The sequence below is a fragment of the Actinosynnema sp. NPDC091369 genome, from assembly GCF_044757065.1.
In the GTDB taxonomy this organism is placed as follows: Bacteria; Actinomycetota; Actinomycetes; order Mycobacteriales; family Pseudonocardiaceae; genus Actinosynnema.
Window position 1 is genome coordinate 111,183 of sequence record NZ_JBIVUG010000013.1, and the last position, 26,120, is coordinate 137,302.

The 26,120-nt window shown below is 73.1% G+C and carries 23 protein-coding genes; 12 read left to right on the forward strand and 11 right to left on the reverse strand.

All coding sequences use genetic code 11. The annotated features are described in order from the left end of the window. The first annotated feature begins 11 nt into the window (after nucleotides 1-11). Together ACIQMJ_RS33955 and ACIQMJ_RS33960 are read left to right on the forward strand one after the other, a co-directional pair. Nucleotides 12-1,445 (forward strand): protein kinase domain-containing protein, encoded by a 1,434-nt coding sequence (locus ACIQMJ_RS33955; RefSeq protein ID WP_499765082.1) that lies wholly within the window; start codon nucleotides 12-14, stop codon nucleotides 1,443-1,445. A gap of 203 nt (nucleotides 1,446-1,648) precedes the next feature. Continuing rightward, nucleotides 1,649-2,533, forward strand: coding sequence for a Vgb family protein (locus ACIQMJ_RS33960; protein ID WP_499765083.1), 885 nt, complete (start codon nucleotides 1,649-1,651; stop codon nucleotides 2,531-2,533). Here the strand turns inward: ACIQMJ_RS33960 and ACIQMJ_RS33965 are convergent, their stop codons facing one another. Beyond that, nucleotides 2,534-3,181: a TetR/AcrR family transcriptional regulator gene (locus ACIQMJ_RS33965; RefSeq protein ID WP_499765084.1), complete on the reverse strand. Its 648-nt coding sequence runs from the start codon at nucleotides 3,179-3,181 to the stop codon at nucleotides 2,534-2,536. It lies immediately after the preceding gene. 117 nt (nucleotides 3,182-3,298) lie between these two features. On the opposite strand from ACIQMJ_RS33965, the gene ACIQMJ_RS33970 reads away from it, so the two are divergent. Continuing rightward, nucleotides 3,299-5,032 carry an ABC transporter ATP-binding protein gene (locus ACIQMJ_RS33970; RefSeq protein WP_499765085.1) on the forward strand — a complete coding sequence of 578 codons (1,734 nt, stop codon included), beginning with the start codon at nucleotides 3,299-3,301 and terminating at the stop codon, nucleotides 5,030-5,032. A gap of 38 nt (nucleotides 5,033-5,070) precedes the next feature. Then, nucleotides 5,071-6,888, forward strand: coding sequence for an ABC transporter ATP-binding protein (locus tag ACIQMJ_RS33975; protein ID WP_499765166.1), 1,818 nt, complete (start codon nucleotides 5,071-5,073; stop codon nucleotides 6,886-6,888). 48 nt (nucleotides 6,889-6,936) lie between these two features. Here ACIQMJ_RS33975 and ACIQMJ_RS33980 read toward each other — a convergent pair whose 3' ends face one another. From ACIQMJ_RS33980 to ACIQMJ_RS33990, 3 genes are all read right to left on the reverse strand, one after another. Beyond that, nucleotides 6,937-7,791: a TIGR03619 family F420-dependent LLM class oxidoreductase gene (locus ACIQMJ_RS33980; protein WP_499765086.1), complete on the reverse strand. Its 855-nt coding sequence runs from the start codon at nucleotides 7,789-7,791 to the stop codon at nucleotides 6,937-6,939. Between the two features lie 80 nt (nucleotides 7,792-7,871). After that, the gene (locus tag ACIQMJ_RS33985; protein WP_499765087.1) at nucleotides 7,872-8,237 is read right to left on the reverse strand and encodes an STAS domain-containing protein; all 366 of its coding nucleotides are present in this window, start codon (nucleotides 8,235-8,237) and stop codon (nucleotides 7,872-7,874) included. 163 nt (nucleotides 8,238-8,400) lie between these two features. Beyond that, entirely contained in the window at nucleotides 8,401-11,625 is a 3,225-nt protein-coding gene (locus ACIQMJ_RS33990) for a GH92 family glycosyl hydrolase (RefSeq protein WP_499765088.1), read from the reverse strand. 137 nt (nucleotides 11,626-11,762) lie between these two features. On the opposite strand from ACIQMJ_RS33990, the gene ACIQMJ_RS33995 reads away from it, so the two are divergent. From ACIQMJ_RS33995 to ACIQMJ_RS34010, 4 genes are read left to right on the forward strand one after another with little or no spacing between them, the layout of a single operon-like run. Then, a complete protein-coding gene (locus ACIQMJ_RS33995; RefSeq protein ID WP_499765089.1) occupies nucleotides 11,763-12,845 on the forward strand; it encodes a toll/interleukin-1 receptor domain-containing protein in 1,083 nt (360 codons plus the stop codon). Nucleotides 12,846-12,873: 28 nt separating this feature from the next. Beyond that, a complete protein-coding gene (locus tag ACIQMJ_RS34000) occupies nucleotides 12,874-14,694 on the forward strand; it encodes a S9 family peptidase (RefSeq protein ID WP_499765090.1) in 1,821 nt (606 codons plus the stop codon). Continuing rightward, entirely contained in the window at nucleotides 14,691-15,305 is a 615-nt protein-coding gene (locus tag ACIQMJ_RS34005; protein ID WP_499765091.1) for an HAD domain-containing protein, read from the forward strand. Before ACIQMJ_RS34000 ends, ACIQMJ_RS34005 begins: the two co-directional genes overlap by 4 nt. Before the next feature lie 39 nt (nucleotides 15,306-15,344). Then, a complete protein-coding gene (locus ACIQMJ_RS34010; protein ID WP_499765092.1) occupies nucleotides 15,345-16,241 on the forward strand; it encodes a GDSL-type esterase/lipase family protein in 897 nt (298 codons plus the stop codon). On the opposite strand, the gene ACIQMJ_RS34015 is transcribed toward ACIQMJ_RS34010, so the two are convergent. Then, entirely contained in the window at nucleotides 16,238-17,164 is a 927-nt protein-coding gene (locus ACIQMJ_RS34015) for a hypothetical protein (protein WP_499765093.1), read from the reverse strand. The genes ACIQMJ_RS34010 and ACIQMJ_RS34015 overlap by 4 nt on opposite strands. A gap of 79 nt (nucleotides 17,165-17,243) precedes the next feature. On the opposite strand from ACIQMJ_RS34015, the gene ACIQMJ_RS34020 reads away from it, so the two are divergent. Continuing rightward, entirely contained in the window at nucleotides 17,244-17,750 is a 507-nt protein-coding gene (locus ACIQMJ_RS34020) for a hypothetical protein (protein ID WP_499765094.1), read from the forward strand. 35 nt (nucleotides 17,751-17,785) lie between these two features. Here ACIQMJ_RS34020 and ACIQMJ_RS34025 read toward each other — a convergent pair whose 3' ends face one another. The 5 genes from ACIQMJ_RS34025 to ACIQMJ_RS34045 form a co-directional block, all read right to left on the reverse strand. Beyond that, entirely contained in the window at nucleotides 17,786-19,021 is a 1,236-nt protein-coding gene (locus ACIQMJ_RS34025) for an RNA polymerase sigma factor (RefSeq protein ID WP_499765095.1), read from the reverse strand. Then, nucleotides 19,018-19,341 carry a YciI family protein gene (locus ACIQMJ_RS34030; RefSeq protein WP_499765096.1) on the reverse strand — a complete coding sequence of 108 codons (324 nt, stop codon included), beginning with the start codon at nucleotides 19,339-19,341 and terminating at the stop codon, nucleotides 19,018-19,020. The genes ACIQMJ_RS34025 and ACIQMJ_RS34030 overlap by 4 nt, the downstream gene beginning before the upstream one ends. Nucleotides 19,342-19,395: 54 nt before the next feature. Then, nucleotides 19,396-20,013: a dihydrofolate reductase family protein gene (locus ACIQMJ_RS34035; protein WP_499765097.1), complete on the reverse strand. Its 618-nt coding sequence runs from the start codon at nucleotides 20,011-20,013 to the stop codon at nucleotides 19,396-19,398. Nucleotides 20,014-20,154: 141 nt separating this feature from the next. Continuing rightward, on the reverse strand, nucleotides 20,155-23,037 hold the full coding sequence (locus ACIQMJ_RS34040; RefSeq protein WP_499765098.1) for a tetratricopeptide repeat protein: 2,883 nt from the start codon (nucleotides 23,035-23,037) through the stop codon (nucleotides 20,155-20,157). A gap of 127 nt (nucleotides 23,038-23,164) precedes the next feature. Next, a complete protein-coding gene (locus tag ACIQMJ_RS34045) occupies nucleotides 23,165-23,620 on the reverse strand; it encodes a carboxymuconolactone decarboxylase family protein (protein ID WP_499765099.1) in 456 nt (151 codons plus the stop codon). A gap of 80 nt (nucleotides 23,621-23,700) precedes the next feature. On the opposite strand from ACIQMJ_RS34045, the gene ACIQMJ_RS34050 reads away from it, so the two are divergent. Together ACIQMJ_RS34050 and ACIQMJ_RS34055 are read left to right on the forward strand one after the other, a co-directional pair. Beyond that, nucleotides 23,701-24,606 carry a sigma-70 family RNA polymerase sigma factor gene (locus tag ACIQMJ_RS34050; protein WP_499765167.1) on the forward strand — a complete coding sequence of 302 codons (906 nt, stop codon included), beginning with the start codon at nucleotides 23,701-23,703 and terminating at the stop codon, nucleotides 24,604-24,606. Nucleotides 24,607-24,669: 63 nt separating this feature from the next. Then, nucleotides 24,670-25,323 (forward strand): response regulator, encoded by a 654-nt coding sequence (locus ACIQMJ_RS34055; protein WP_499765100.1) that lies wholly within the window; start codon nucleotides 24,670-24,672, stop codon nucleotides 25,321-25,323. A gap of 40 nt (nucleotides 25,324-25,363) precedes the next feature. Here the strand turns inward: ACIQMJ_RS34055 and ACIQMJ_RS34060 are convergent, their stop codons facing one another. Continuing rightward, on the reverse strand, nucleotides 25,364-25,504 hold the full coding sequence (locus ACIQMJ_RS34060) for a hypothetical protein (RefSeq protein WP_499765101.1): 141 nt from the start codon (nucleotides 25,502-25,504) through the stop codon (nucleotides 25,364-25,366). A gap of 190 nt (nucleotides 25,505-25,694) precedes the next feature. Here ACIQMJ_RS34060 and ACIQMJ_RS34065 point away from each other — a divergent pair, with 190 nt between their 5' ends. Then, a complete protein-coding gene (locus ACIQMJ_RS34065) occupies nucleotides 25,695-26,084 on the forward strand; it encodes an ATP-binding protein (protein ID WP_499765102.1) in 390 nt (129 codons plus the stop codon). Nucleotides 26,085-26,120 lie beyond the last annotated feature (36 nt).

Here is a 26,120-nt window from a genome sequence, read left to right on the forward strand (position 1 = left end):
AGCTTCTGGCTGTGTCGGAACGGGACGAGGTCATCGCCGGGCGGTATCGGCTGGTGGAGTTGGTCGGGCGCGGTGCGGCCGGGGTCGTCTGGCGGGCGCGTGACGAGCGCCTGGGGCGGTCCGTGGCGGTCAAGCTCCTCAACGCGACCGATTCGCCGAGCGCGGTGGAGCGGATCGTGCGGGAAGGACGGGTCGCCGCCCGCCTGCGGCACCCGCACGCCGTCACCGTGCACGACGTCGTCGAGCACGGCGGCAAGCCGTGCCTGGTGATGGAGTACCTGCCGTCGAAGACGCTGGCCGAGCTGGTCGACGAACGCGGTCCGCTGCCGGAGGAGCTGGTGGCGGGCGTCGGCTGGCAGGTCGCGTCCGCGCTCGCCGCCGCCCACGCCGACGGGATCGTGCACCGGGACGTGACGACGTTCAACATCCTGCTGGGCGAGGACGGCACCGCGAAGATCGCCGACTTCGGCATCGCGCGCGCCATCGGCGAGAACACCGTGACCGACGCCCGGGTCGTGGTCGGCACGCCCGCGTTCCTCGCGCCCGAGGTGGCCGCCGGCCAGGACGCCGTGTTCGCCTCCGACGTCTACTCGCTGGGCGCGACGCTGTACGCGGCGCTGGAGGGCCACCCGCCGTTCGGCACGACCGACAACCCGTACGCGCTGCTCCGCCGGGTGGCCGACGGCGACGTGGAGCCCATGCGGTTCTCCGGGCCGCTGGGCGACGTGCTGCACCTCGTGCTCCGCCGGGACCCGGCCGAACGGCCCACGATGGCGGAGATGCACGCCCTGCTCGGCGCGGTGGTCGAAGGCCGGCCGCTGCCCGGCAGCACGCCACCGCCGCCCCAGGACGGCGACACCCGCCCGCTGCCCGCGCAGCGCCGCGTGCCGTGGCGCCGGATCGCCCTGATCGCCGGCGCCGTGGTCCTGGTCGCGACCGGGATCGTGATCGGCAACTCGCTCGCCCGCAAGGACCCGGCCGGCACCGCCGAGCCCGCACCCACCTCGACCACGACCACTCCCACCACCACCGCCGCGAGCCCCACCAGCACGGCCTCCACGACCACGGCAGCCACCACCGCGGACACGACGACGACCACGACGACGACCCGTGCCGCCACCACCGACCCCGCCGCCGCACCACCACCGGCGTGCAGCGCGCGCTTCGCCATCACGAACTCCTGGCCGGGCGGCTACCAAGCCCACGTGACCGTGCGCAACACCAGCGCGGGCCCGCTCGGCGGCTGGACCGTCACCTGGCCCCGCCCGGACGGCCACTCGATCAGCAACCTGTGGAACGGCACGGTGGCCATGGACGACGCGTCGGTGACCGTCACCAACCTGGCGCACAACGGCAAGCTCCCGGTGGACGGCTCCACCACGTTCGGCTTCACCGCGAACGGCCCCGGTGTCCCCGCCCCGGACCTGACCTGCGCCTCCGGCTGAGCCGGGTACCGGTCAGGGGGTGAGGAGGAGGTCAGACCGGCGCGGAGGCTGGTTTGCTCAACCTTCCGCGCCAGTCTGACCCAGCCAGCCGGAGCCGGCCTACCGTGCAGACACGCGTGCACACGGCGAGCCCTGACTACCCCGGCCGGCCGAGTCGTACACGCATGACGCACGACTGATCACCAGGAGACGAATCCACCGCCATGCCACTGCCCATCGAGACCCACCTCGTGGCCGACCCCGACAGCGGCCCGTACGCCGTCACCACCGGGCCGGACGGCGCGCTCTGGTACACCCTGGTGCGCAGCAGCCGGATCGGCCGGCTCGTGCCCGGCGACCCGCCGACCAGCCACGAACTGGCGCCCGACCGCGGACCGACGGTCATCGTCACCGGCCCGGACAGCGCGCTGTGGTTCACCGAGTACCAGGGCCACCGCATCGGGCGCATCACCACGACCGGCGAGGTCCGCGAGTTCACCCCGCCCACCGCCGAGTGCGGCCCGTACGGCCTGGCGGTCGGCCCCGACGGGGCGCTCTGGTTCACCGAGATCAACGCCGACCGCATCGGCCGCATCACCACCGACGGCGACATCACCGAGTTCCCGCTGCCGCTGACCGGCGCGTTCCCCTCGGCCATCACCGCGGGCCCGGACGGAGCCCTGTGGTTCACCCTGAACCAGGCCGACGCGATCGGCCGGATCACCACGACCGGCGACGTCACCGTGCACCCGCTGCCCACGGACGCGGCCGGACCGGTCGGCATCTGCGCGGGTGGCGACGGCGCGCTCTGGTTCGTCGAGATCGCCGCGGGTCAGATCGGCCGCATCACCACCGACGGCGAGGTCACCGAGTTCCCGCTGCCCGACCGCGCCGCCCGGCCGCACGCGATCGTCGCCGACGACCGCGGCGACCTGTGGTTCACCGAGTGGGGCGCCAACCGGGTCGGCGTGATCACGGCGGACGGCGTCGTCGACACGCACCCGCTGCCCGAGCCCCACCACGAGCCGCACGGCATCACCGTCGGCCCGGACGGCGCGCTGTGGATCGCCTTGGAGACCGGCGCCCTCGCCCGCGTGCCGCGCCGCTGATCAGGCCGTGGCCTCCCGCGTCACGACGTGGTCCCGCACCGCGCCGGGGTCCCGCACCGCGGCCAACCCGTGCAGCAGCGGCACGTAGACGTCGTCCACCAACGACGTCACGACCTCGTCGGTCACCGGCGCGCCGCAGGTCATCGCCTCGTTGCGGACCAGGTCGAGCGGCAGCCGCTGCACCCGGTGCGGCACCTCGACCGGCGGCAGCTCGGCGCGCGCCACGGCCTTGTCCACGATCATCCGCACGGAGTCGGTCAGCGGTGACGGGTTGGCCAGGCGCTCGCCCAGCAGCGCCGCCACCTCGGGGTGCCGGAACGCCTCCCCCATCACGCCCGCGACCATCTCGTTCATCATCGAGTCGGCTCGGCGGGCGATGCGGGAGAACAACGTGCGCAGGTCGCCGCGCAGGCTGCCGGTGTCGGGCACCTCGGGCTCGGCCGGCAGCTTGCGCGCCCACGCGGCCAGCACCAGCTCCGCCCGACCACCCCAGCGGCGGTAGAGGACCGATTTACTCGTTCCCGCCCGGGCGGCCACTGCCTCTATGGTGAGCCGGGCGTAGCCGACTTCGCGCAGCTCGTCCCAGGCCGCGTCCAGGATGGCCTGCTCGAGCTGCGCGCCCCGTCGGCGCGACTTCGGTCCCGTCACCCTGCCCCTCACCCAACCTGTGCACCTTTACCGACCCTTTAGATACTTTGCGTTTCTTATCGCACGGGTCTACCTTGCACATGTTAGACACGATCCGTTTCTTATGGGGGAACACCGTTGCTCAGCCGCTTGCTGCGTGCCCACCTGCGGCCGTACAGACGCGAACTGGCGATCGTGCTCGCGCTACAGCTGGTGGGGACCGTCGCCTCGCTGTACCTGCCGAGCCTGAACGCCGACATCATCGACTTCGGCATCGCCGCCGGTGACACCGGCTACATCCTGTCCACCGGCGGCTGGATGGTCGCCGTGTCCGTCGTCCAGATCCTGTCGTCCGTGGGCGCGGTCTACTACAGCGCCCGCGTCGCGATGAGCTTCGGCCGCGACGTCCGCGCGGCCGTCTTCCACCGCGTCGGCGCGTTCTCCGCGCGCGAGGTCGCCGCACTCGGCCCGTCGTCGCTGATCACCCGCACGACCAACGACGTGCAGCAGGTCCAACTGCTCGTGGTCATGGGCTGCACGATGCTGGTCAACGCGCCGATCATGTGCGTGGCGGGCATCGTGATGGCGCTGCGCGAGGACGTCGGCCTGTCCTGGCTGCTCGTGGTCTGCGTGCCCGCGCTGGGCATCGCGGTCGGCCTGATCGTCATCCGCATGGTCCCGCAGTTCCGGTTGATGCAGGAGCGCATCGACGCGGTCAACCGCGTGCTGCGCGAGCAGTTGGCGGGCATCCGCGTGGTGCGGGCGTTCGTCCGGGAGCGCGCCGAGACCGAGCGCTTCGCCGAGGTCAACGGCGCCCTGACCGACACGGCGCTGCGGGTCGGCCGGCTCCAGGCGTTGATCTTCCCGGTGGTGATGCTGCTGCTCAACGCCTCCAGCGTGGCCGTGCTGTGGTTCGGCGCGCACCGCGTGGACACCGGCGAGATGCAGATCGGCGCGCTCACGGCGTTCCTGAGCTACCTGATGCAGATCCTCATGGCGGTGATGTTCGCGACCTTCATCTCGATGATGATCCCGCGCGCCGCGGTGAGCGCCGAGCGGATCAACGAGGTGCTGGACACCGAGTCGTCCGTCGTCCCACCCGCCTCCCCGCTGCGCGAGCTGCCCCGGCAGACGTCGGTGGAGTTCCGCGCCGCGGAGTTCCGCTACCCCGGCGCGGACGAGCCGGTGCTGCGCGACATCGCCTTCCGCGCCGAGGCCGGTCAGCGGACCGCGATCATCGGCAGCACGGGCACCGGCAAGACCACCCTGCTCAACCTCGTGCCGCGGCTGATCGACGTGACCGGCGGCGAGGTGCTGGTCAACGGCGCGGACGTCCGGGAGATCGACCCGGACACGCTGTGCGCGCGCATCGGCCTGGTGCCGCAGCGGCCGTACCTGTTCACCGGCACGGTCGCGTCGAACCTGCGCTACGGCAGGCCGGAGGCCACCGACGACGAGTTGTGGGAGGCGCTGGAGATCGCGCAGGCCCGCGACTTCGTGGAGGCCATGCCCGGTGGGCTCGACGCCGAGATCGCCCAGGGCGGCACGAACGTCTCCGGCGGCCAGCGGCAACGGCTCTCTATCGCCCGCGCGCTGGTGCGCCGACCGGACATCTACCTGTTCGACGACGCGTTCTCGGCGCTCGACCTGGCCACCGACGCGCGGCTGCGCGCCGCGCTGCGACCGCACACGCGCGACGCCGTCGTGATCGTCGTCGCCCAGCGCGTCTCCACGATCCTGGACGCCGACCGGATCGTGGTGCTCGACGACGGGGCCGTCGTCGGCATCGGCACCCACCACGAACTGCTGGACTCCTGCCCCACCTACGTGGAGATCGTGGAGTCGCAGCTGACCTCGGAGCAGGCGGCATGACCACCACCACCCCGTCCCGATCCGCTCCCCCGCCCCGCATGGGCGGCGGCATGCCCGGCATGGGCATGCCGATGGGCAAGGCGGAGAACTTCGGCCCGTCCGCCCGCCGGCTCGTGCAGCGCATGCGCCGCGAGCGGGCGGCCCTGCTGATCGTGGTCGCGCTGGGCGTCATCAGCGTGGCGTTCTCCGTGGCCGGCCCGAAGATCCTGGGCCACGCCACCGACATCATCTTCGAGGGCGTGCTGGGCCGCATGCGCGGCACGCCCGGCGCGGGCATCGACTTCGACGCGCTGGCCACCGTGCTGATGTGGGTGCTGGGCCTGTACCTCGTGTCCTCGGCGTTCGGCTGGTGGCAGGGCCGCGTGCTCAACGGCGTGGTGCAGCGGTTCGTGTTCCGCCTGCGCTCCGACGTCGAGGACAAGATCCACCGGCTGCCGCTGCGCTACTTCGACGGCCAGCCGCGCGGCGAGCTGCTGTCCCGCGTCACCAACGACATCGACAACGTGGCGACCACGTTGCAGCAGACGCTGAGCCAGCTGCTCACGTCGTTGCTGACCGTCGTCGGCGTGCTGGTGATGATGCTGACGATCTCGCCGCTGCTGACGCTGATCGCCCTGCTGCTGATCCCGATCTCGTTCGTGGCGACCGGGCGGATCCGCAAGCGGTCGCAGGCGTTGTTCGTGGCGCAGTGGAAGCACACCGGCGCGTTGAACGCGCACATCGAGGAGTCGTTCACCGGCCACCAGCTCGTCAAGGTCTTCGGCCGGCAGCGCGAGTCGGAGGCGGAGTTCCAGCGCCGCAACGACGAGCTGCTGGGCTCGGCGATGGGCGCGCAGTTCGTGTCCGGCCTGATCATGCCGATGATGATGTTCCTGTCGAACGTCAGCTACGTCGCGGTCGCGGTGGTCGGCGGTCTGCGGATCACATCGGGCGCGATGACGCTGGGCGAGGTGCAGGCGTTCATCCAGTACTCGCGCCAGTTCACCCAGCCGCTGACGCAGGTGGCGTCGATGGCGAACCTGATGCAGTCCGGTGTGGCCTCGGCCGAGCGGGTGTTCGAGCTGCTCGACGCCGAGGAGCAGGAGCCGGACCCGGCGGAGGCGGCGCTGCCCGCCGAGCGGCGCGGCCGGGTGGAGTTCGAGCACGTCAGCTTCTCCTACCGGCCCGAGCAGCCGCTGATCGAGGACCTGTCGCTGGTGGCCGAGCCGGGGCAGACCGTGGCGATCGTCGGCCCGACCGGCGCGGGCAAGACCACCCTGGTGAACCTGATCATGCGGTTCTACGAGCTCGACGCGGGCCGCATCACGCTCGACGGCGTGGACATCACCGCGCTGAAGCGCGAGGACCTGCGGTCGCAGACCGGCATGGTGCTCCAGGACACCTGGCTGTTCGGCGGCACGATCCGCGACAACATCGCCTACGGCAACTCCTCGGCCACCGAGGAGGAGATCATCGCCGCGGCCCGCGCCACGTACGTGGACCGGTTCGTGCGCACCCTGCCGGACGGCTACGACACCGTCATCGACGAGGAGGCGACCAACGTCAGCGCGGGCGAGAAGCAGCTGCTGACCATCGCGCGGGCGTTCCTGGCCAACCCGTCGCTGCTGATCCTGGACGAGGCGACCAGCTCGGTCGACACCCGCACGGAGTCGTTGGTGCAGCACGCCATGGCGGCCCTGCGGTCGTCCCGGACGAGCTTCGTCATCGCCCACCGCCTGTCCACCATCCGCGACGCCGACGTGATCCTGGTGATGGAGAACGGCCGGATCGTGGAGCAGGGCAGCCACGACGAGCTGATGGCCGCCGAGGGCGCGTACCACCGGCTGTACGCGGCCCAGTTCGCCGCCGCGGTCTGACCGCCCGACGGGCCTCGGCAGCGGCACCCACGCCGCCGCCCAGGCCCGTCAGGCCAGGCCGAACCGCTGCGCGAACGCCGACAGCTGGTCCCGCTGCTCGACGGGGTCGGCGCTGGTCGCGCTCACGACGACGCGGGTCACGCCCTGGTCGGCCAACGCCTCCACCACGTCCTCGGTCATGTCGATCGAGCCCCACCGCGTGTGCTCCAGCGCGTCGGGATCACGGCCGGCCTCGGTGGCGGAAGAGCGAACCAGGTCCCACTGGAGGGCGCGTTCGTCCGGCATCAGCATGCCGCCGGGGAACCAGCCGTCGCCGCGGCGACCGGCGCGGCGGGCGGCGGCACGGCTGGAGCCGCCGACGTGGATCGGCAGGTGGGTCGCGCCGTGCGGCTTCGGGAAGCTGCACAGGTCCTCGAAGGCGAAGAACTCCCCGGCGAAGCCCACCCCGTCCTCGCCGCCCTCCCACAGCAACCGCAGCACGTCGATCGCCTCGTCCGCACGACGACCGCGCGTGCCGAAGTCCACCCCGACCGCCCTGGCCTCCACCGGCAACGTGCCCAGGCCCACGGTCAGCAGCCGCATCCGCCCCTTCGACAGCACGTCGACCGTGGCCAACCGCTTCGCCAGGACCACCGGGTGGTGGTAGGGCAGCAACAGCACCGCGGTGCCCAGGACGATCCGGCTCGTGGCCGCGGCGACGAACGCCAGGCAGTCCAGCGGGTCGGCGTAGGGCAGCGCGGGCGGGATCTCGTGCGTCCCGACCGTCGCGCCGGGGTGCACCGCGATGTGCTCGGGCAGGTAGAACGCCCCGAAGCCGCACTCCTCGGCGTGCCGGGCGTAGGCCACCATCCGGTCGGGGTCCACGCCGAAGTAGGGCGTGCTGTAGCTGACGGCGAACTCCATGATCGGTGACCGTAGGCGTTGACGCCGACGTCAGGGCAAGCCCGTGGCCCTGCCGCGCGGGACGGCAGGGCCCGGGTCGTTCAGCCGACCAGCAGCAGCGGGGACGCCGTAGCCGCCTCCTCCGCCTCCGCCGGGAAGTCGTGCAGCTCGAACGCGTCGGCCACGCCCGCCGCGCGCAACACCTCCCGGACCACCGGGGTCGCGACCACGTGCAGCCGGACCCGGTGGCCCGCCGACGCCAGCGCCGCCGCGCCGGCCGCCGAGAAGAAGGAGACGTCGGTCAGGTCGACCACCACCCCACCGGGGCCTACCGACGCCAGGTCCACCTGCTCCCGCAGCACCCGGGCCGTCCCGGCATCGACACAGCCCCGCACCACCAGCACCGAGGTCGACCCCAGCCGCTTGAGCGACACGACCACGTCGTCACCGGCAATATGCAGACTCATTCCGCCCCTCGCCCATCACGGCGGTGCCCAGCACCGAAGATCACCGGCGGTCGCCGGTCACGTACCGGTTCCCTGCTTCGTCGACCGGCAAACCTCCACCGCGACACGAAAGACGGGCGCGCGGTCGTCGCCGCGCGCCCGTCCCGGTCCGTCCCCCGACGGCTCAGGCGAGCGTGATCGCGTACACCTCCACCCGCGGGTCGTCCGGCAGCGTCACGGAGTGCACGACCTTGGCCGGGTCGAGCGGCAGCGACAGGCCGAACAGGCGCACCGGCGGACCGTCCACGCCCTGCCCGGCCTTGATCCGGTGCGGCATCTCCAGCACCACCGTGCCGCCGGAGCCCGCCCAGTCGCCCACCGCCATCGGCACCTCGGCGGTGCTGCCGTCGGCGTAGCGGACGGTCACGGCCGTGGTGACCGGGCCGTTGTGCGACGCCGCCACCAGCCGCAGCGCGCCGTGCCGGCCGCCCGGCAGCAGCATCGCCTGACCGCGTGCCTCCACGAAGTTCGCCGCCGTCCCGGACGCGTCAGGCGCCTGGTACGTCACGCCACCGAACACCACCGGTCCCGCGGCGGGCAGCAGCGCGGCGTCGTAGCTCCAGCCCTGGCCGTCGAAGTTGCCCTGGTCGGACGCGGCGACGGTGGCCGTGCCGTCGTGGTTGAGCTCACCGGCCAGGTCGACCGCGCACTGCTCGCCCGCGACCGCGCACGTCGCCGCCTGCCGGACCTCCACCACGGCCTCCCGCACGACGGTGTCCGGGCCGGTCACGGTCACCTTCACCGGGTAGCTGCCGATCGCCGTGCCCGCCGGCACCCCCACCACCACCTGCACGGTCTGCTGGGTCGGCAGCCGTCCGGACCGGATCAGCAACTGACGCGTGGTCGTCACCGACCAGCCGTCCGGCGCGCTCGCCGTCACGCCCACCGGCACCGCGCCGGGGGCCTGGGCGAGCACGTCGAGGGTGAGCGGCACGGTCTGCGGCACGTCCGCCGTGGGCACGACCGCCGACGCCTGCCGCAGCGACGCGTCGACGTGCCGCCGGTCGTCACCCCGACCCCGGTTGATCGACGGCGGCTCGGCCCCCGGCCCGGTACCCCAGGCAGACGGCGTGGTGCCCAGCCGGTGCGCCAACGTGCCGCCGCCCGCGACGGCGTCCCAGTCCAGCCACGTCCGGCGCACGTCCCGGCCGTTGAACGACACCTGCTGGACGTACCGGTTCTCGTCGCTCGCGCCCGGCGCGGTGATGGTCAGCGTCTTCTGCCCCGTCCGGACGACCGCGCCCGGGAACTGGGGGCTGGACAGCGCCAGGAAGTCCCCGCCGCTCATCGTCGGGTACAGGCCCAGCGACGAGAACACGTACCAGGCCGACATGGTGCCCAGGTCGTCGTTGCCGGTCATGCCGTCCGGGCCGGTGGTGAACAACGTCATCGCCGCGCGCACCACGGTCGCCGTCTTCGCGGGCGTGCCGGTGGACAGGTAGAAGTACGGCGCGAGCAGGTCGGGTTCGTTGTTCGGGTTGTAGGTGGGCTTGCCGTAGTAGTCGTAGGGCTGGGTGATCCAGTCCTCGCGCACGGTGCGGGCCGGGTCGGCGAGCAGCTTGTCGTAGGCGAAGAACGCGTCGAGCCGCTGCTCGGTCGCCCGTCGCCCGCCCATCAGCTCGACCAGGCCGTTCGGGTCCTGCGGCACCAGCCACTGGTACTGGAACGCGCCGCCCTCGTGGAACTGGTGGCCCGCGTCGACCGGGTTGTACGGCGTCACCCACGTGCCCTCGACCGTGCGGGGCCGGAAGTGGCCGGTCGAGGCGTCCCACAGGTTGCGGTACCACTGCCCGCGCTCCGCGAACAGGCGCGCGTCCTCGTCCTCGCCCAGGCCGCGGGCCATCACGGCGAGTGCCGCGTCCGCCGCCGCGTACTCCAGCGTGGCCGACGCGGGGTGCACGCAGTCGTTGTCACCGCCCTTGTGGGCGCAGTCCACGCCGAGTTCCAGGCCGGACGGGATGTAGCCGCGGTCGCGGTAGAACTCGACCCCGGAGCGCCCGTTGTACGGCGAGTCGGCCGGCGGCACGGTGGTGGCGTTGCGCTTGAGCAGCTCGTACGCCTCGTCCTCGTGCCCGGCGAGCAGGCCCTTGGACCAGGCTTCGACCAGGAACGGCGTCACCGGGTCGCCGGTCATGATGTTGGTCTCGCTGTTGGCCAGCGCCCAGCGCGGCAGCCACCCCCCGTCGCGGCCGCTCGCCACCACCGACAGGGCCACGTCCCGGGCGACCTGCGGTTCGAGCAGCTCCAGCAGCTGGTTCTGCGGCCGGTAGGTGTCCCACAGCGACAGGTTCTGGTAGGGCGTGAAGCCCTCCGCGACGTGCGTCCGGCCGTCGAAGCCCGTGTACCGGCCGTCCACGTCGCCGGCCAGGTTCGGGTGCAGCAGCGAGTGGTAGAGCGCGGTGTAGAACGCGGTCCGCCGCTCGGGCGTGCCGCCGTCGATCCGGATCGAGTTCAGCCGCTCGACCCACGCCCGGTGCGCCCCGGCCCTGGTGGCCTCGAAGTCGAACGAGTCGCCGGTCTCGGCCGCGAGGTTCTTCCGCGCGCCCTCCATGCCCGTGTAGGACAGGCCGACCTTGAGCACGACGTCCCGATCCGCGCCGGCGTCGAACGTCACCCACGCGCCGTTGCCGCCCTCGCCCGCCGCGTCCGGCACACCCGGTGACCGGGTCGTGCCGCGCCACGTGCCGAAGCTCGCGAACGGCCGGTCGAACGTGGCGGTGAAGTACACCGTGTGCTCGTCGTGACCGGCGCAGAACCGCCCGGCCTTGACCCGGCCCTCCACGGTCCGGTCGCCGACGACGTGCACCTCGGAGTCGAGCACCTGCTGGTTCGCCTTGCCGGTGTTGAACAGGACGTTGGCCTGCGCGCCCGCCGGGAACGTGTGCCGCTGCCAGCCGGTGCGCTGCGTGGCGGTCAGCTCGGCGTTCACCCCGTAGCGGGACAGCCCGACGCGGTAGTAACCCGGTCGCGCCTCCTCGTCCGCGTGCGAGTACTGGGACCGGTACCCGGAGGTGTCAACGTTGTCCACCGGTCCGGTGGTCGGCATGACCGGAAGCTCGCCCGCCACGCCGCAGCCGACGCCGGACAGGTGCGTCTGGCTGAAGCCGTGGATCTCCCGCTGCTGGTAGTCGTACCCGCCCTGGCCGCCGGTGTCCGGGCTGACCTGCACCATGCCGAACGGCATGCTCACGCCGGGGAACGTGTTGCCGAAGTTCTGGGTGCCGACGAACGGGTTGACCAGCGTGGTCGGGTCCACCGCGTCGGACGCTCCGGGCGCGGCCACCGCCGGCGTGCCCACCAGGGCGAGCGCGGCGGCCAGCAGGAGCGTGGTGCCTCGTCTGAGCGGCATCGGCAAGGGGCCCTCTCTGGGTGACAACGTTGTCAGGTGATCCGGGTGCCCGATCACCGCACCGACTCTCGCGCACGACTCCCCCGCTCGTCCAGCCCTGGCCGTGACCCTGACCGGACAAACCCGGCGGCGGTAGGTTGATCGGGTGGCCGAGGACCGGTGGGACTTCTTCATCGCGTACGCGAGCCCCCGACCGGGAAGCCGCGGAAACCCTGCACGACCTGCTCAACCCGCTGTTCCGGGTCTTCCTCGACCGGCGCAGCCTGCTGCCGGGCGACGACTGGACCCGCCGGCTGTCCGCCGCGCAGGACGGGGCGGCGGTCACGCTGGTGCTGATCTCGTCGCGCACGGACGCCGCGTACTACCAGCGCGAGGAGATCGCCAGGGCGCTCGACCTGGCCCGCCGCGAGGACGACCCGCACCGGGTCGTGCCGGTCCTGCTGGACGGCCCCGGCGGTGCCGCCGACCTGCCGTACGGGCTGCGCCTCAAGCACGGCATCCCGGTCACCGAGGCCGGTGGCCTGCCCGGCGTCGCCGAGCTGCTGAAGACCTCGCTGCGCTCGCGGCTGGCGATGTCCGCGGCGGAGATCCGGTCCCGCCACCTCCACCGCGCGCCGGTCCGGCGGGCCGTCCGCCTGGTGCCCCGCACGAGCTTCGACCGCGACGGCCTGCTCGGCCCGCCCGAGCGCGCGTACGTGTTCGTCGGCGACCACGACGAACAGCGCCACCGCACGTTGCGGCAGGTGCTGTCGAACCTGTGGATCGGCGACGCCTTCGAGCGGGTCGAGAACTCCGACGTGCCGTGGACGGCCCTCACCTTCGAGCTCGGCGAGCTGAACCAGCGGAAGCTGGACCTGCTGCCGGCGACCTGGAAGGCCGCGTTCCGGATCCTGTCCGACCCGAAGCGCGCGGCCCGCTTCACCGCCGACGAGGACGAGCTGGCCCGTCTCGGCTCGCCGCCGCGCGACTACCTCTCACCCGACCAGTCGTACTGGTACGGCCGGTGCACGAGTGACGAACGCCGGTACACGCCCCAGGGGTCGGACCACTTCCTGCGGCACGTGCTGGGCTTGGAGTGGCTCTGCTTCAGCGGCGACGGCATCACCGCGTCGGCCGGGACCCCGTCACGGGTCTTCTTCGTGCGCAACGTGCCGCTGCACACCCTCACCTACCGCGTCCAGCACCTCGGGATGCCGGACGACGACATCCACCTCGACTGACAGCCGTCACGACTTCCAGGGGGAGCACATGACCGAGTACCGCGACTTCGCGGCCACGCAACGGTTCCGGTCCAACGTCGCGCTGTCGCCGGACGGCCGCTCCGTGGCGTACGCGGCCAACGGCGACGGACAGCACAACCTGTACGTCGCCCCGGTCCCGGGCGGCCCGGCGCGCAAGATCACCGACTACACCGAGAACGCCGTGCGGCAGGTCGCGTGGTCCCCGGACGGCCGCTCTTTGCTCTACACAGCCGATTTCCAGGGCGACGAGCAGTTCCAGCTGTACCTGGTCGACGCCGACGGCGGCACCCCGCGACGGCTCACCGACACCGCGGACCGCCAGCACGTGCTCGGGTCGTCGATCTACCGGCAGAGCAGCCCCTCGCCGTTCACGCCGGACGGCCGCAGCGTCGTCTACGCGGGCAACGACCGTGACGCCGCCGTGCAGGACGTGCTGATCCAGAACCTGGAGACCGGCGCCGTCCGCCGGGTCGAGTCGGTCAAGGGCACGGTGCTGCACGCGGTGTCCGTGTCGCCGGACGGCCGCCGGCTGCTCACCTCGGGCATGCGCAGCAACTCCGACACCGACCTCGGCCTGGTCGACCTGCACGACCCGGACGCGCCGCCGCGGGTCGTGACCGCGCACGAGGGCCATCGGCTGCACGTCGCCGGACCGTGGGCGGCGGACTCCTCCGGGTTCCTCGTGCTGCACGACACGGCCGGGGAGTTCCTGTCGCTGGGCTCGTACTCCCTGGCGACCGGTGCGATCACGGACCTGGTGACGCCGCCGTGGGACGTCGAGGAGGTCGCGGTCTCCGGCGCGGTGCGGGCGTGGACGGTCAACGAGGACGGCGTGTCGCGGCTGTTCGTGCTGCGCGACGGGGAGCCGGTGACCGTGCCCGACCTGCCCGCCGGTGTGATCACCTCGCTGTCGGTGGTGGGCGACGTGGTGACGTTCCTGCTCGCCACCGGCACCCGGCCGTTCGACGTCGTGGCGCTCGACCTGGCCGCGAACGAGCTGCGCCACCTCACGTCCAGCGCGCCGTCGGTCGACGTCGCGTTCGTCGAACCGGAGCTGGTCCGCTACCCGACCCACGACGGCCGCGAGGTGCCCGCGTGGCTGTACCGGCCGCGCGGCGCGGGCGTGCACGCCGTCGCCATCTCCGTCCACGGTGGACCGGAGGCGCAGGAACGGCCGCAGTACAACTACTCCGGGCTGTACCAGTACCTGGTCTCACAGGGGGTCGCGGTCCTCGCGCCGAACGTGCGCGGCTCGACCGGGTACGGCAAGACCTACCAGCGGCTGATCCTGCGCGACTTCGGCGGCGACGAGCTGGGCGACCTGGAGCACGCGGTGAAGTACCTGCACGGCCTGGACTGGGTCGATCCGCGCCGGATCGGCGTGTGGGGCGCGTCCTTCGGCGGTTTCGCCACCCTGTCGTGCCTGTCGCGGCTGCCTTCGCTGTGGGCCGCGGGCGTGTCGATGGTGGGCATGTCGAACCTGCTCACGATGGCGCGGTCGGTGCCGGAGACGTGGCGCGCCGAGATGGCCGAGTGGATCGGCGACCCGGACACCGAGGCGGACTTCCTGCTGGCCCGCTCCCCGATCACCTACGCCGACGACATCACCGCGCCGCTGTTCGTGATCCAGGGCGCTAACGACCCGCGCGTGGTGAAGGCGGAGAGCGACCAGATCGTGGCCGCCCTGCGTGAGCGCGGCGTCGACGTGCGCTACGACGTCTACGAAGACGAGGGCCACGGCTTCACCAATCGCGCGAACGAGGTCCGAGCCCTGGGCGACACCGCCGACTTCCTGATCACCCACCTGACCAAACCGGTCACGTCATGACCACGCGCGGCTTGCTGCTGCCGGCCGTCGACGGACCGCTCAACCCCTACGCCGCGAACCGCCACCGCCGCCCCGAGGGCTACCGCACGTTCCGGCACACCCGGCACGGGACGTGGCACTCCGGGCGTGACGCCCGGCGGCACAAGGGGCTGCTGGTCTGGCTGAACCCGGACCACGGGGCGCTGCTCCGGGACCTGGCCGAGGACACCGGCCTGGAACTGGTGTGGGCGACGACGTGGATGCACCTGGCGAACACCCTCGTCGCCCCCGCGATCGGTCTGCCCGAGCTACCGGTGATCGAGTTCCCGGCCACCGACTTCGAACCCGGCGCGGGGTGGCTGCCCGACGGGAACTGGAAGTGGCGCGCCGTGGCCGCGTACGCCGGCGGCCGGCCGTTGGCCTGGCTGGACGACGAGCACTCCGCGGGGCACGGCGAGGCGCGGGCGTGGTTCGACCGGCACCGGGCGGACGTGCCGACCAACCTGTGCCACGTCGACCCGCGTCACGGCCTGCGCCCGGAGCACCTGGAGGACATCCGGGCGTGGGTGGCCACCGTTCCGAAGTCAACTGTCCACAGTGGACCAGAGGTTGACACCCTCGCCGGCGGGTAGCCTGGGGAATCGATACGGGCTTCACCGGAAGGGGTCGACGTGCCGGGACTTCGGCGAGCCGCGCTGATCGGGGCGGTCCTGGCGGCGGTCACGGCGTGCACCGCGACGCCCGGCGTGGCGCCACCGATGACGGAGTCCGCCACGAGCGAGCCGCCCGCCGAGCGCGTCTACGTGTCACTGGGCGACTCCTACGCGACGGGCTACCGACCGGCGACCGGGAGCGCGCCCGCGGGCGGCAGTCGGGACGGGTTCGCCTACCTCGTCGCCGCGCGGTCGGACCTGAGGTTGATCAACCTGGCGTGCAGCGGCGCGACGTCCGCCCAGCTGCGGACCGAGCCCGGCTGCGCGCCCGCCGACCGCGGCCCGGACGCGCCCGACCTCACCGGGCGCACCCAGGTCGACGCGGCCGTGCAGGCCCTGCGCGAGCACCGGGGCCGGGTCGGCCTGGTGACCGTGGTGATCGGCGGCAACGACCTGGCGCCGTGCGCCCGGGCCGGCGACCCGTTGACGTGCGCCTCCGAGGCCGTGGCCGCCACCCGGGCCAACCTGGCCGCCGCCCTGCCCGCCCTGCGGGAGGCCGCCGGTGACGCGCCGATCGTCGGCCTGACCTACCCGGACGTGTTCCTCGGCGCCTGGGTCTCCCCCGCGTTCCCGAACGGCCGTGACCTCGCCCGGCTGTCGGTGTCGCTGTTCCGCGACTTCTTCAACGCCGCCCTCAAGGCCGAGTACGACAAGGTGGGCGCGCGGTTCGTCGACGTCACCGCCGCCACCGGCGGCTACGGGCCGTTGACGGAGACCACCCAGGACCCCGCCTACGGCCCGATCCCGACGCCGGTGGCGCAGGTGTGCGCCCTGACCTACTTCTGCGAGCACACCGACGTCCACCCCACCCCCGAAGGCCACGAGGCGATCGCCGCCGCCGTCCTGAACCGCTAGTCACGACGTCCGAACGCGCCGCGCAGCTGCGCCCGGACCCGCCGACCGGCCACCCGCACCGGCTCGACCACGGACGCGCGCACCCACCGCGCCGGAGCCACCACGGCCGCCCGCCACACCCGGCCGACCACCCGGCCGACCGGCGCCAGCACCACCCGGTACACCCACCGGACCGGCCCCACGACCAGCGCCCGCACCACTCGCGACAGCAGCCGCCACGCCCACACCAGGGCGTCCCGGACCAGCAGGCCGACCCACGCCAACCCGCGCCCCACCAGCCGGAACGCCCAGACCAGCGCGCCGAGGAACAGCCGCACCACCCACCGGACCGCCCGCGCGCACCGCACGACCACCTCCCGCCACAGCCACCGCGCCGGCAGCACGACGAGCGCCCGCCAACCCCACGCCAGCGGCTCCACGATCACCAGCCGCAACGCCCGCCCCACCCAGCGCAGGACGTCCGCGAGGACCACGTCCACCGCCCGCAACCACCGCCCGACCGGCGTGAACACCCACCGCAGCCCACGCCCCGCCGGCCGCAGCACGAACCGCGCCAGCGCCCGGAACCCCCACCGCACCCCCGCGCCCAACGCCCCGAACCCGCGCCCCACGACCGTTCCGAGGGGCCGAACGAGGTACCGCCACACCACCCCGCCGGACCACCGCAGCCCGTCGCCGACCAGCCCGGCCACCCGCCGCAGGCCGCGCCCGACCGGCGCGAAGACCCACCGCCACGCGAACCGGCCCACCGTGCGAACGCCGTCCCGGACCCGCCGCGCGACCGCCACCAACGGCCGCCGCACCGCCCGCCCGACGACCTTGACCCACTCCCACACCACCCGCACCGGCACCACGACCACCACGGCGACGGCACGCGCCACCCACACCGCCCAGCGCGGCGGCTGCGGCTCCTCAGCGTTCACGCCACCTTGAACGCACACCGGCCGGACGCGGTGCCGTGCTCACGAGGAGTCGCACGTCACGTCCCCGTATCGTGACGCCGTGCTTGATCGCATCAGGGGCAACGCCCGCGCCGCCGAGCTTTTGGCGACCGTCTTCGACTTCGACCTCGAACGCGCCGACCACGGCGAGCCCGTGCGCCCGTCGTGGGACGGCGAACTCCGCCCGATCGCCGGCGACGCCTCGGGTGGCACCTTCTTCGCGTGCGGCGGACCGGTGCTGTACGCGAGCTCGGAAGGCCAGGCCGGGGTCCTGGCCGCCGACCCGACCGCCGCGATCGAACTGATCATCGGAGTGCCGACCTGGCACGACGTGGTCGCCGCCGCCCCGGACCCGGCCGCCATGCGCGCCGCCCGGGAATCGACCCACGCCGAGCTGCTGGAGGACGAGCCGGACATCGACCGCCACCAAGCGGAGATCTGCGCCGCACTGGGCCTCGACCGCGTCCCGCTCGACGAGCTGCTGACCCGCCTGCGCGCCGCCCTCACCGACCTCTCACCCCGGTACCGCCTGCTCAACGACGAGGGCGACGAGTACGAACCCCTCTAGACGTCACTGACCAGTGCGCCCGGTGGAACCGGCCGCTACCCCAGTTGGTCGCGGCGGCGGGTCAGGTAGGCGGTCTCGGCGGTGTTGCCCGCCAGCTCGACGGCCCGGTCGTACGCCGCGCGCGACTCCCGGCTGCGGCCCAGCCGCCGCAGCAGGTCGGCACGCGTGGCGTGGAAGGCGTGATAGCCCGACAGCCGGGGTTCGAGGCGGTCCACGGCCGCCAGCGCCACCTCCGGGCCGTCGAGTTCGGCGACCGCGACGGCCCGGTTGAGCGCGACCATCGGGGAGGGGTCCACCCGGACGAGCTGGTCGTACAGGGCGAGGACCTGCGACCAGTCGGTGTCGCGGATGTCGCGGGCGGAGGTGTGCACGGCGTTGATCGCGGCGAGGATCTGGTAGCGCCCGGGAGCGACCCCGGCAGCGGCGGCGACGAGGCGTTCGCGGACCAGCCGGTGGCCCTCCGCGATCAACTCCGCGTCCCACGCCCCTCGGTCCTGCTCGGCCAGCGGGACCAGTTCGCCGCCGGCCGAGACCCGGGACGGGCGGCGCGCCTCGATGAGCAGCATCAGCGCCAGCAGGCCGGCCACCTCGCCGTCGTCCGGCAGCAGGGCGCGGATGAGACGGGTGAGCCGGATCGCCTCGGCGGTCAGGTCCTTGCGCACCGGATCGGTGTCGGGTCCGGACGCCAGGTAGCCCTCGTTGAACACGAGGAACAGCACGGTCAGCACCCCCGACACGCGGGCCGGGAGGTCTTCGGCGGACGGCACGCGGTACGGGATGCGCGCCGCCTTGATCTTGGCCTTCGCCCGGGTGATCCGCTGCCCCACGGCGCTCTCGGCCACCAGGAACGCGCGGGCGATCTCCGCCACGGTCAACCCGCCGACCATGCGCAACGTCAGCGCGAGGCGGGCTTCCACCGCCAGCGCCGGGTGGCAGCAGGTGAAGATCAGCCGGAGCCGGTCGTCGTCGATGGCGCCGGAGGGCTCGGGCGGGCTGTCGTCGTGCACCACCCGAGCCTCCTCCTGCTTCTCGTCGCGCTTGCTCTCGCGCCGGATCCGGTCGATGGCCTTGTGGTTGGCGGTGGTGGTCAGCCAGGCGCCGGGGTTGGGCGGCACGCCGTCGGCGGGCCACCGCTCCACGGCGACCGCGAACGCCTCGGCGGCCGACTCCTCGGCGAGGTCGAGGTCACCGAAGCGCCTGGTCAGGGCGGCAACCACGCGGGCCCACTCCTCGCGGTGGGCCCGCGTGACCGCTTCCTCCGCGTGGCTCACAGGAACGGCCGGACCTCGATCTTGCGGTCGCAGACCTTCGACGCCTCGGCGGCGAGCTCGAGCGCCACGTCCAGGTCGGGGGCCTCCCACACCCAGACGCCCGCGAGGTACTCCTTCGACTCCACGAACGGACCGTCGCTGAACACGGCCTGCTCGCCCCGGTTGTCGACCACCGTGGCCGCGTCGGTGTCCGCGAGCCCGCCCGCGAAGACCCAGTGGCCCTCGGCGATCAGCCGTTCGTTGAACTCGCTGATGGCGGGCTGCCGGTCCGTGCTGCCGGGGTTGACCTTGTCGTCGATGACGGAAACCAGGTACCGCATGGGGAAATCCTCTCCTGTGGTGTCGAGAAAACGATTCGGGGGTGGTCGGGGACCTCAGGCTGCCGCGTACCGCGGACGCCCCGCCGGGCGGTGGACCTGGATGGTCACGCCCTTCGAATCGACCCGCGACTCGACCAGGTCGAGCGCGAGGTCCGGGCCCGTCTCCGGGAACAACCGCGTGCCCTGGCCGAGGACCACCGGGATGACGACCAGGATCACCTCGTCGACCAGGTCGTGCTCCAGCAGGCACCGGACCAGCGCGCCGCTGCCGTGCACCTGCAGGTCACCCGCGGCCTCGCCCTTCAGCTCCCGGACGGCGGCCACGACGTCCCCGGACAACACGGTGGTGCCCGACCACTCCGGGTCCGCGAGCGTGGACGAGACCACGTACTTGGGCCGTGCGTGCAACGCCCGCATGACGGGCTCCCAGCCGGGGACGTCCCGTTCGGCCAAGGACCCCCAGGAGCCGGCGAACAGCTCGTAGGTCCGCCGGCCGAACAGGAACGCGTCGGCGCGCTGGTAGGTCCGGTTGATGAACGCGCGGGTCCGGTCGTCGCCCTTCCCCCGCGCCCACCCACCGCGCTCGAACCCGTTCCTGCGGTCGTCCGAGACGTGACCGTTGCCTTGCATCACCCCGTCGAGCGTGACCTGGGTCATGGTCGTCAGCTTCATGTCCGCGCTTCCTCCCGTGGTGCCGGCCCCCGTGCGGGCGGCCTCACCACTGCTACGAACACCACGACCCCGATCCGACACCAAGGCCGGAACTTTCTTCCGGCGAATTGCCGGACGGAGTGCCCGCCGGACGACCTGGCGCTACGGCCGTGCCCGCGAGACCTTCGCGCGCGTCACCTCGGTCAGGGGGTGGTCGGGGCCCAGGACGCGCTCGCAGCCGGCCAGGGTCTCCTCGTACAACTGGGCGGCGCGCTCCAGGTCACCCGTCGACTCGTACGCGTGGGCGAGGTTGCTGCACGAGGCCAGCGTGTCGGGGTGGTCCGGACCCAGCAGCCGCCGCCGATCGGCCAGCGTCGCCTCGAGCAGCCGGATCGCGCGCGCAGGATCACCGGTCGTGTGGTGGGCGATGGCGAGGTTGTTGCGCAGGGTCAGCGTCTTCGGGTGGTCCGGCCCCCACAGCCGCTCGGAGTCGGCCAGGGCTTCCTCGTACCGCGGGACCGCCCGCGGATCACCGGCCGCGTCGTACGCGTACGCCAGTTTGTGCAGTGCGGCCAGCCTCTTCGGGTGGTCCGGCCCCAGCGTTCGCCGCCGATCGGCCCATGTCGCCTCGTACAGCGGGATGGCTTGCTCCACGCGACCCGCCGCCCCGTAGGTGAAGGCGAGGTTGTCGCGGCACGCCAGCGTGTCGGGGTGGTCGGGACCCAGGATGCGCTCGGCGTCGGCCAGCGTCGCCTCGTGCAACGGGATGGCGCGCTCCAGGTCACCCGCCGCCTGGTAGGCGCGGGCCAGGTCGAGGCGCGAGGCCAGCGTGTCGGGGTGGTCGGGGCCCAACACCCGCTGCCGCCCGGCCAAGGCCGCCTCGTACAGCGGGATGGCGCGCGCCGGGTCGCGCACCGTTTCGTAGGCGTTGCCCAGGTTGCCGAGCGAGATCAGCGTTCTCGGGTGGTCGGGGCCCAGCACCTGCTCGGACCGGGCCAGCGTGGTTTCGAGCAACGGGATGGCGCGTGCCAGGTCACCCACGATCGCGTACTGGTGTGCCAGGTTGTTGCGCGACTTCAGCGTCCTGGGGTGGTCGGGGCCGAACACCCGTTCGGTGCCGGCCACCGCCGCCTCGTGCAGCGGGATCGCCCGCTCCGGGTCACCCGCCGCCTGATAGGCGTGGGCGAGGTTGCCGAGCGAGGTCAGGGTGTCGGGGTGGTCGGGGCCCAGCACCCGTTGCCGATCGGCCAACGTGGCTTCGTACAGCGAGAGCGCCCGCGCATTGTCACCCGCCGCCTGGTACGCGTGCGCGAGGTTGCCGAGCGACACCAGGGTGTCGGGGTGGTCGGCACCCAACACCCGCCGGCGATCGGCCAACGTCGCCTCGTACAGCGAGAGCGCCTGCTCCGGGTCACCCGCCGTCGAGTAGGCGTTGGCCAGGTTGTTGCGCGTCGCGAGCGTGTTGGGGTGGTCGGGACCCAGCACCCGCTCGGAGTCGACGAGTGTCGCTTCCTGCAGCGGGATCGCCTGCTCGACGTCACCGGCCGCCCAGTGGGCGTTGGCCAGGTTGCCGCGCGAGGCCAGCGTGTACGGGTGGTCGGGGCCGTGGAGGCGCTCGCGGCTGCGGGTGGTGCGGGTGTAGAGGGCGATGGCGGTGGCGGTGTCACCCTGGCTGTCGAAGTAGAGGGCGACGTGGTCGGCGAGGTCGCAGAGCTGGGTCGTGTCGACGTCGGGGTCCGCGTGGTCCAGCAGCGCCCTCACGTGGGGCAGCACCGCGTGGAACGTCGGCCAGTCCGCGGGCCGCCCGGGATCGGTGTCGGCCAGTGCCCGGGAGAGAGCGGTGGTGGTGGCGTGGCGGGCGCGGGTGACGTCGGCGGGTTGGCGGTGCGGGTCGTCCGGGTCGGGGGTGCGGGTGACGGCCTGCGCCAGGCGGTGCACGGCGATGGTGTCACCGGTCAGGGTGATCATGTTGTAGGCGGCCAACCGGCCCAGCGCCTCCGACAGGTCCGGTTCGTCGAACACGCTCGTGAGCAGCGCTCGGGGGATGGCCTCGGGCGCGTGCCAGGCCAGGTGGTGCAGCACCCGTCCCGCGAGCGGGGTGTCCGAGAGCCGGTCGAGGGTGACGTGCCAGACCCGGGCCATGGTGCGCTGCGGGTCGCCGCCCTCCGCCGTCGCGGTGAACATCCGCGCCGGGAACTCCGCCAGCAGGTCCAGGTAGGCGGCCGGGGTCCTGCGGGCCTGGGCGAGGTACGCGCCCGCCTGCTCGACCGCCAGCGGCAACCACCCCAGCTCCGCGCACAGCCGGTCGGCGCCCGTCAGATCCGCCTCCGGCCACTCCGCGCGCACGAGCCGGGTCAGCAGGTCCGCGGCCTGCTCGGCCGGCAGCACGTCCAGCGGCACCGCCTCGGCCACCCCGTTCCAGCCGGAACGCCGCCGGCTGGTGATCAGCACGGTGCCCGTCCGCACCCGGGCCAGCAATCGCGCCGCGTCGGCCGGGGCGGTGAGGTTGTCCAGCACGACCAGCCAGCCGTCGTGGGTCGCCAGCCACCGCACCGCCGCCTCGGTCCGCTGCTCCAGCGGCGCCCCGGCCAGCTCCGGGGCCAACGCCACGGCCAGCTCCGCCAAGCCGGTGTCGATGGCGGCCGGGGAGTCCGCCGTGATCCACCACACCGGCCGGAACCGGTCCGCCTGCCGCTCGACGCACCGCGCCGCCACCGTGCTCTTGCCCACCCCGCCCAGTCCGTGCACCGCCACGACGACCGCCCGCCCCGTGCGGGTCAACGCCGCGTCGAGCCGCGCCAGCTCACCGCTTCGGCCGACGAACACCCCCGAGGACGCGTGGACCCGGCCCAGCCCCGACGGCGCCGACACCGACTCCATCTCCGGCGAGCCGCGATCGCCGACCACCACATCACCGTGAACCGTGACGTCCCGGCCGGCCTGCATCACCACCGACCGATCCGACGCCGCGGCCGACTGCGCCGGCCGCCCCTCGTCGCCGTCCATCCGCGCCCCGCCCGTCCGCACCCCGGGTACGCCAGTCATGCCCGGCTGACCACACCAGAACCCACGCCGGTTCCGGTGGCAACGCACAAGTGCGGTCACGACCCCGGCAGGGGACGGCCCGTGCACCCGTTCCGGTGCGGTGTGAAGAGCCGTACCGCCCGGCGCGTCAGCCCCAGGCGCCCGCCACCTGCTTGGTGGCCGCGTTGAGGCGGTTCCAGACGTTGACCGTGGCGACCGCGACCAGCAACGCCGAGAGCTGCCGCTCGTCGTAGTGCTCCGCGGCGTCCTGCCACACCGCGTCCGGCACGGGGTCGGGGCGGTCGGAGAGCCGCGTCACGGCTTCGGCCAGCGCCAGCGCCGCGCGTTCCGCATCCGTGTAGTAAGGGGTGTCCCGCCACGCGCCGACCGAGACGATCCGCTCGTCGGACTCGCCTGCCTTCCGCAGCGCCTTGCCGTGCATGTCCACGCACACGCCGCACCCGTTGATCTGCGACGCCCGCAGGTTGACCAGCTCCACCAGCGACTGCGGCAACCCGGCCTGCTGGGCCGTCCCGCCCAGCGCGATCAGCGCCTCCATCGTGCCGGGCAGGGTCGTGGCGGGGTGGTTCATCCGTGCTCGCATGGTCGTCCTCGTTCCTGTCACATCGTGCTCGTCCGGTCCGTCACCCCCTTGACGGACCGAGCACGGAGGATGTGACAGTGATCGACGACGAACTTCTCGCGGCCCGCTTCGAGGCCGACCGCGGCCACCTCAGGGCGGTCGCCTACCGGGTGCTCGGCTCGATGAGCGAGGCCGAGGACGCGGTGCAGGAGGCGTGGGTGCGGCTCCAGCGCTCGGACACCGGCGCGGTCGCCAACCTCACCGGCTGGCTGACCACCGTCGTCGGCCGGGTGTGCCTGGACATGCTGCGCTCCCGCGCGTCGCGGCGCGAGGACCCGCTGGACGTGCGGGTGCCCGACCCGGTGGTGGACCCGGACGACGGCGGCGACCCCGAGCACGAGGCGGTGCTGGCGGACTCCGTCGGCCTGGCCCTGCTCGTGGTGCTGGAGACGTTGACCCCCGCGGAACGGCTGGCGTTCGTGCTGCACGACCTGTTCGCCGTCCCGTTCGACGACATCGCCCCGATCGTCGGCCGCACCCCGGTCGCCGTGCGCCAGCTGGCCAGCCGGGCGCGCAGGCGGGTCCGGGGCGACGTGCCGGTCCCCGACGACCTGCCCCGCCAGCGCGAGGTGGTGACCGCGTTCACCGCCGCCGCCCGGAACGGCGATTTCGAGGCGCTGCTCGCCGTCCTCGACCCGGACGTCGTGCTGCGCGTCGACTTCGGCGCGCTCAACCCGGACCTGACGGCCGCCGTGCGCGGCGCGGAGGAGGTCGCCCGCCGGGCGCTGATGTTCCGCCAACCCGAGGCGGTCAGCCGGCTCGTCCTGGTCAACGGCGGGATGGGCATCCTCACCGCGCCCGGCGGCGTGCCCGTCTCGGTCATGGGCTTCACGGTCAGCGGCGGCCGGATCGTCGCGATCGACGTGCTGGCCGACCCGGAGCGGGTGGGCCGGCTCGACCTGTCCGGGCTGGACCTCCCCCGCAGCGGCGATCTTCGAGCCCGCTGACCGGTCCTGACGGCCTCGGAGGTCTAGGGTGGGTGCCCGGACCAGCGACGAGGACTGCACAGCATGGCGCACCCACCCCACCCGTCCCGTCCTGTCGTCCGCGCGGTCCTGGTGGAGGACCACCACATGGTGGCCGAGGCGATCCGGTTGGCGTGGGCGGACTCGGGTGAGGTCGAGGTCGTCGCCACGGTCGGCTCGGTGGCCGCCGCCGTGACCGAGGTCCGGCGGCACCGGCCCGACGTCGTGCTGCTGGACCGCCGGCTGCCCGACGGCGACGGCCTGGACGCGATCGGGCGGTTCGACGAGTGGGGCGCGCGGGTGCTGGTGCTGACCGGCGAGGCGACCGTGTCCGTCGCCGCGCGGGCCGCCGAGGCGGGTGCGGCGGGCCTGGTGCTCAAGTCTGCCCGGCTGGAGGAGCTGACCGACGCGGTGCTGCGGGTGGCGGCCGGCGAGGTCGTGTTCGACGGCGGTCTGCTGGGCGGCGTGCTGGACCAGCTCACCGGGCGGTCCAAGGTCGGTGGTGTGCCGCTCACGGTCCGCGAGCGCGAGACGCTGGTCCTCATGGCCGGGGGCGCGAGCACGGAGGAGATCGGCGAGCGCATGGGCGTGGCCCGCAACACCGTGCGCAACCACGTGCAGCGGGTGCTGGAGAAGCTCGGTGCCCGGTCCAAGCTCGAGGCCGTGGCCATCGCCCGCCGCGACGGCCTGCTCGACTAGTGCGGTGGGTGGCCGGGGCGTTCACCGGACCCGGCCGCGGTCAGTCCTGGTCCTCGGGCTCCCCTTCCCGGTCCTTCCGCTCGTCGACCGACGCGAGCGGCCCCTCGGGCACTGGCGGGTTGGGCGCGTCGGACCACTTCGTCAGCGCGTCGAACACGGATTCCAGGAAGTCGAAGACCACGAGCGCCCCCCAACGGCGAGTGAGCCCGATCTTCCGTGATCTTCGGACGAATGTCGAGGCGACCCGCTCAGGGGCGGGCGGTGGACGCTCGTGGTCACCGCGACTAGTGCAGGCGCACTAGTCACGACGGTGTCGGTGCGTCTGGGCGCGAACCGGTCGGATACCGCAGTGTGTGACCGTGGACCTCTCGGTGTCTGGCCCGGTCGCCGAGTTCAGCGCGCCGATCGACCGGGGCGCCGCCGGCCTGGCCCGTGACTTCGTCCGCAAGACCCTCGCCGACCTGGGCTACCTCGGCGATCACAGCGATGTCGTGCTCGTCGTCTCCGAGCTGGTGTCCAACGCGCTGCGGCACACCGCGACCATCCCGGTCATCCGGTTGGTGGGCGACGTGCGCCGGCTCCGGATCGAGGTCGCGGACGGCAGCCCGGTGCTCCCGCGGCCGCGGCTGTCGGCGACCGTCGGCGGGTGGGGCCTTCAGCTCGTCGCGCGGCTGACCACCGCGTGGGGCGCCGACCCCGATCTCGGCGGCAAGGTCGTCTGGTGCGAGATGAGCGCCGAAGCGCTCCCCGGCACGACCTGACACCGGGCCCGTGGCACCCGCGCGGACCATGGTGCA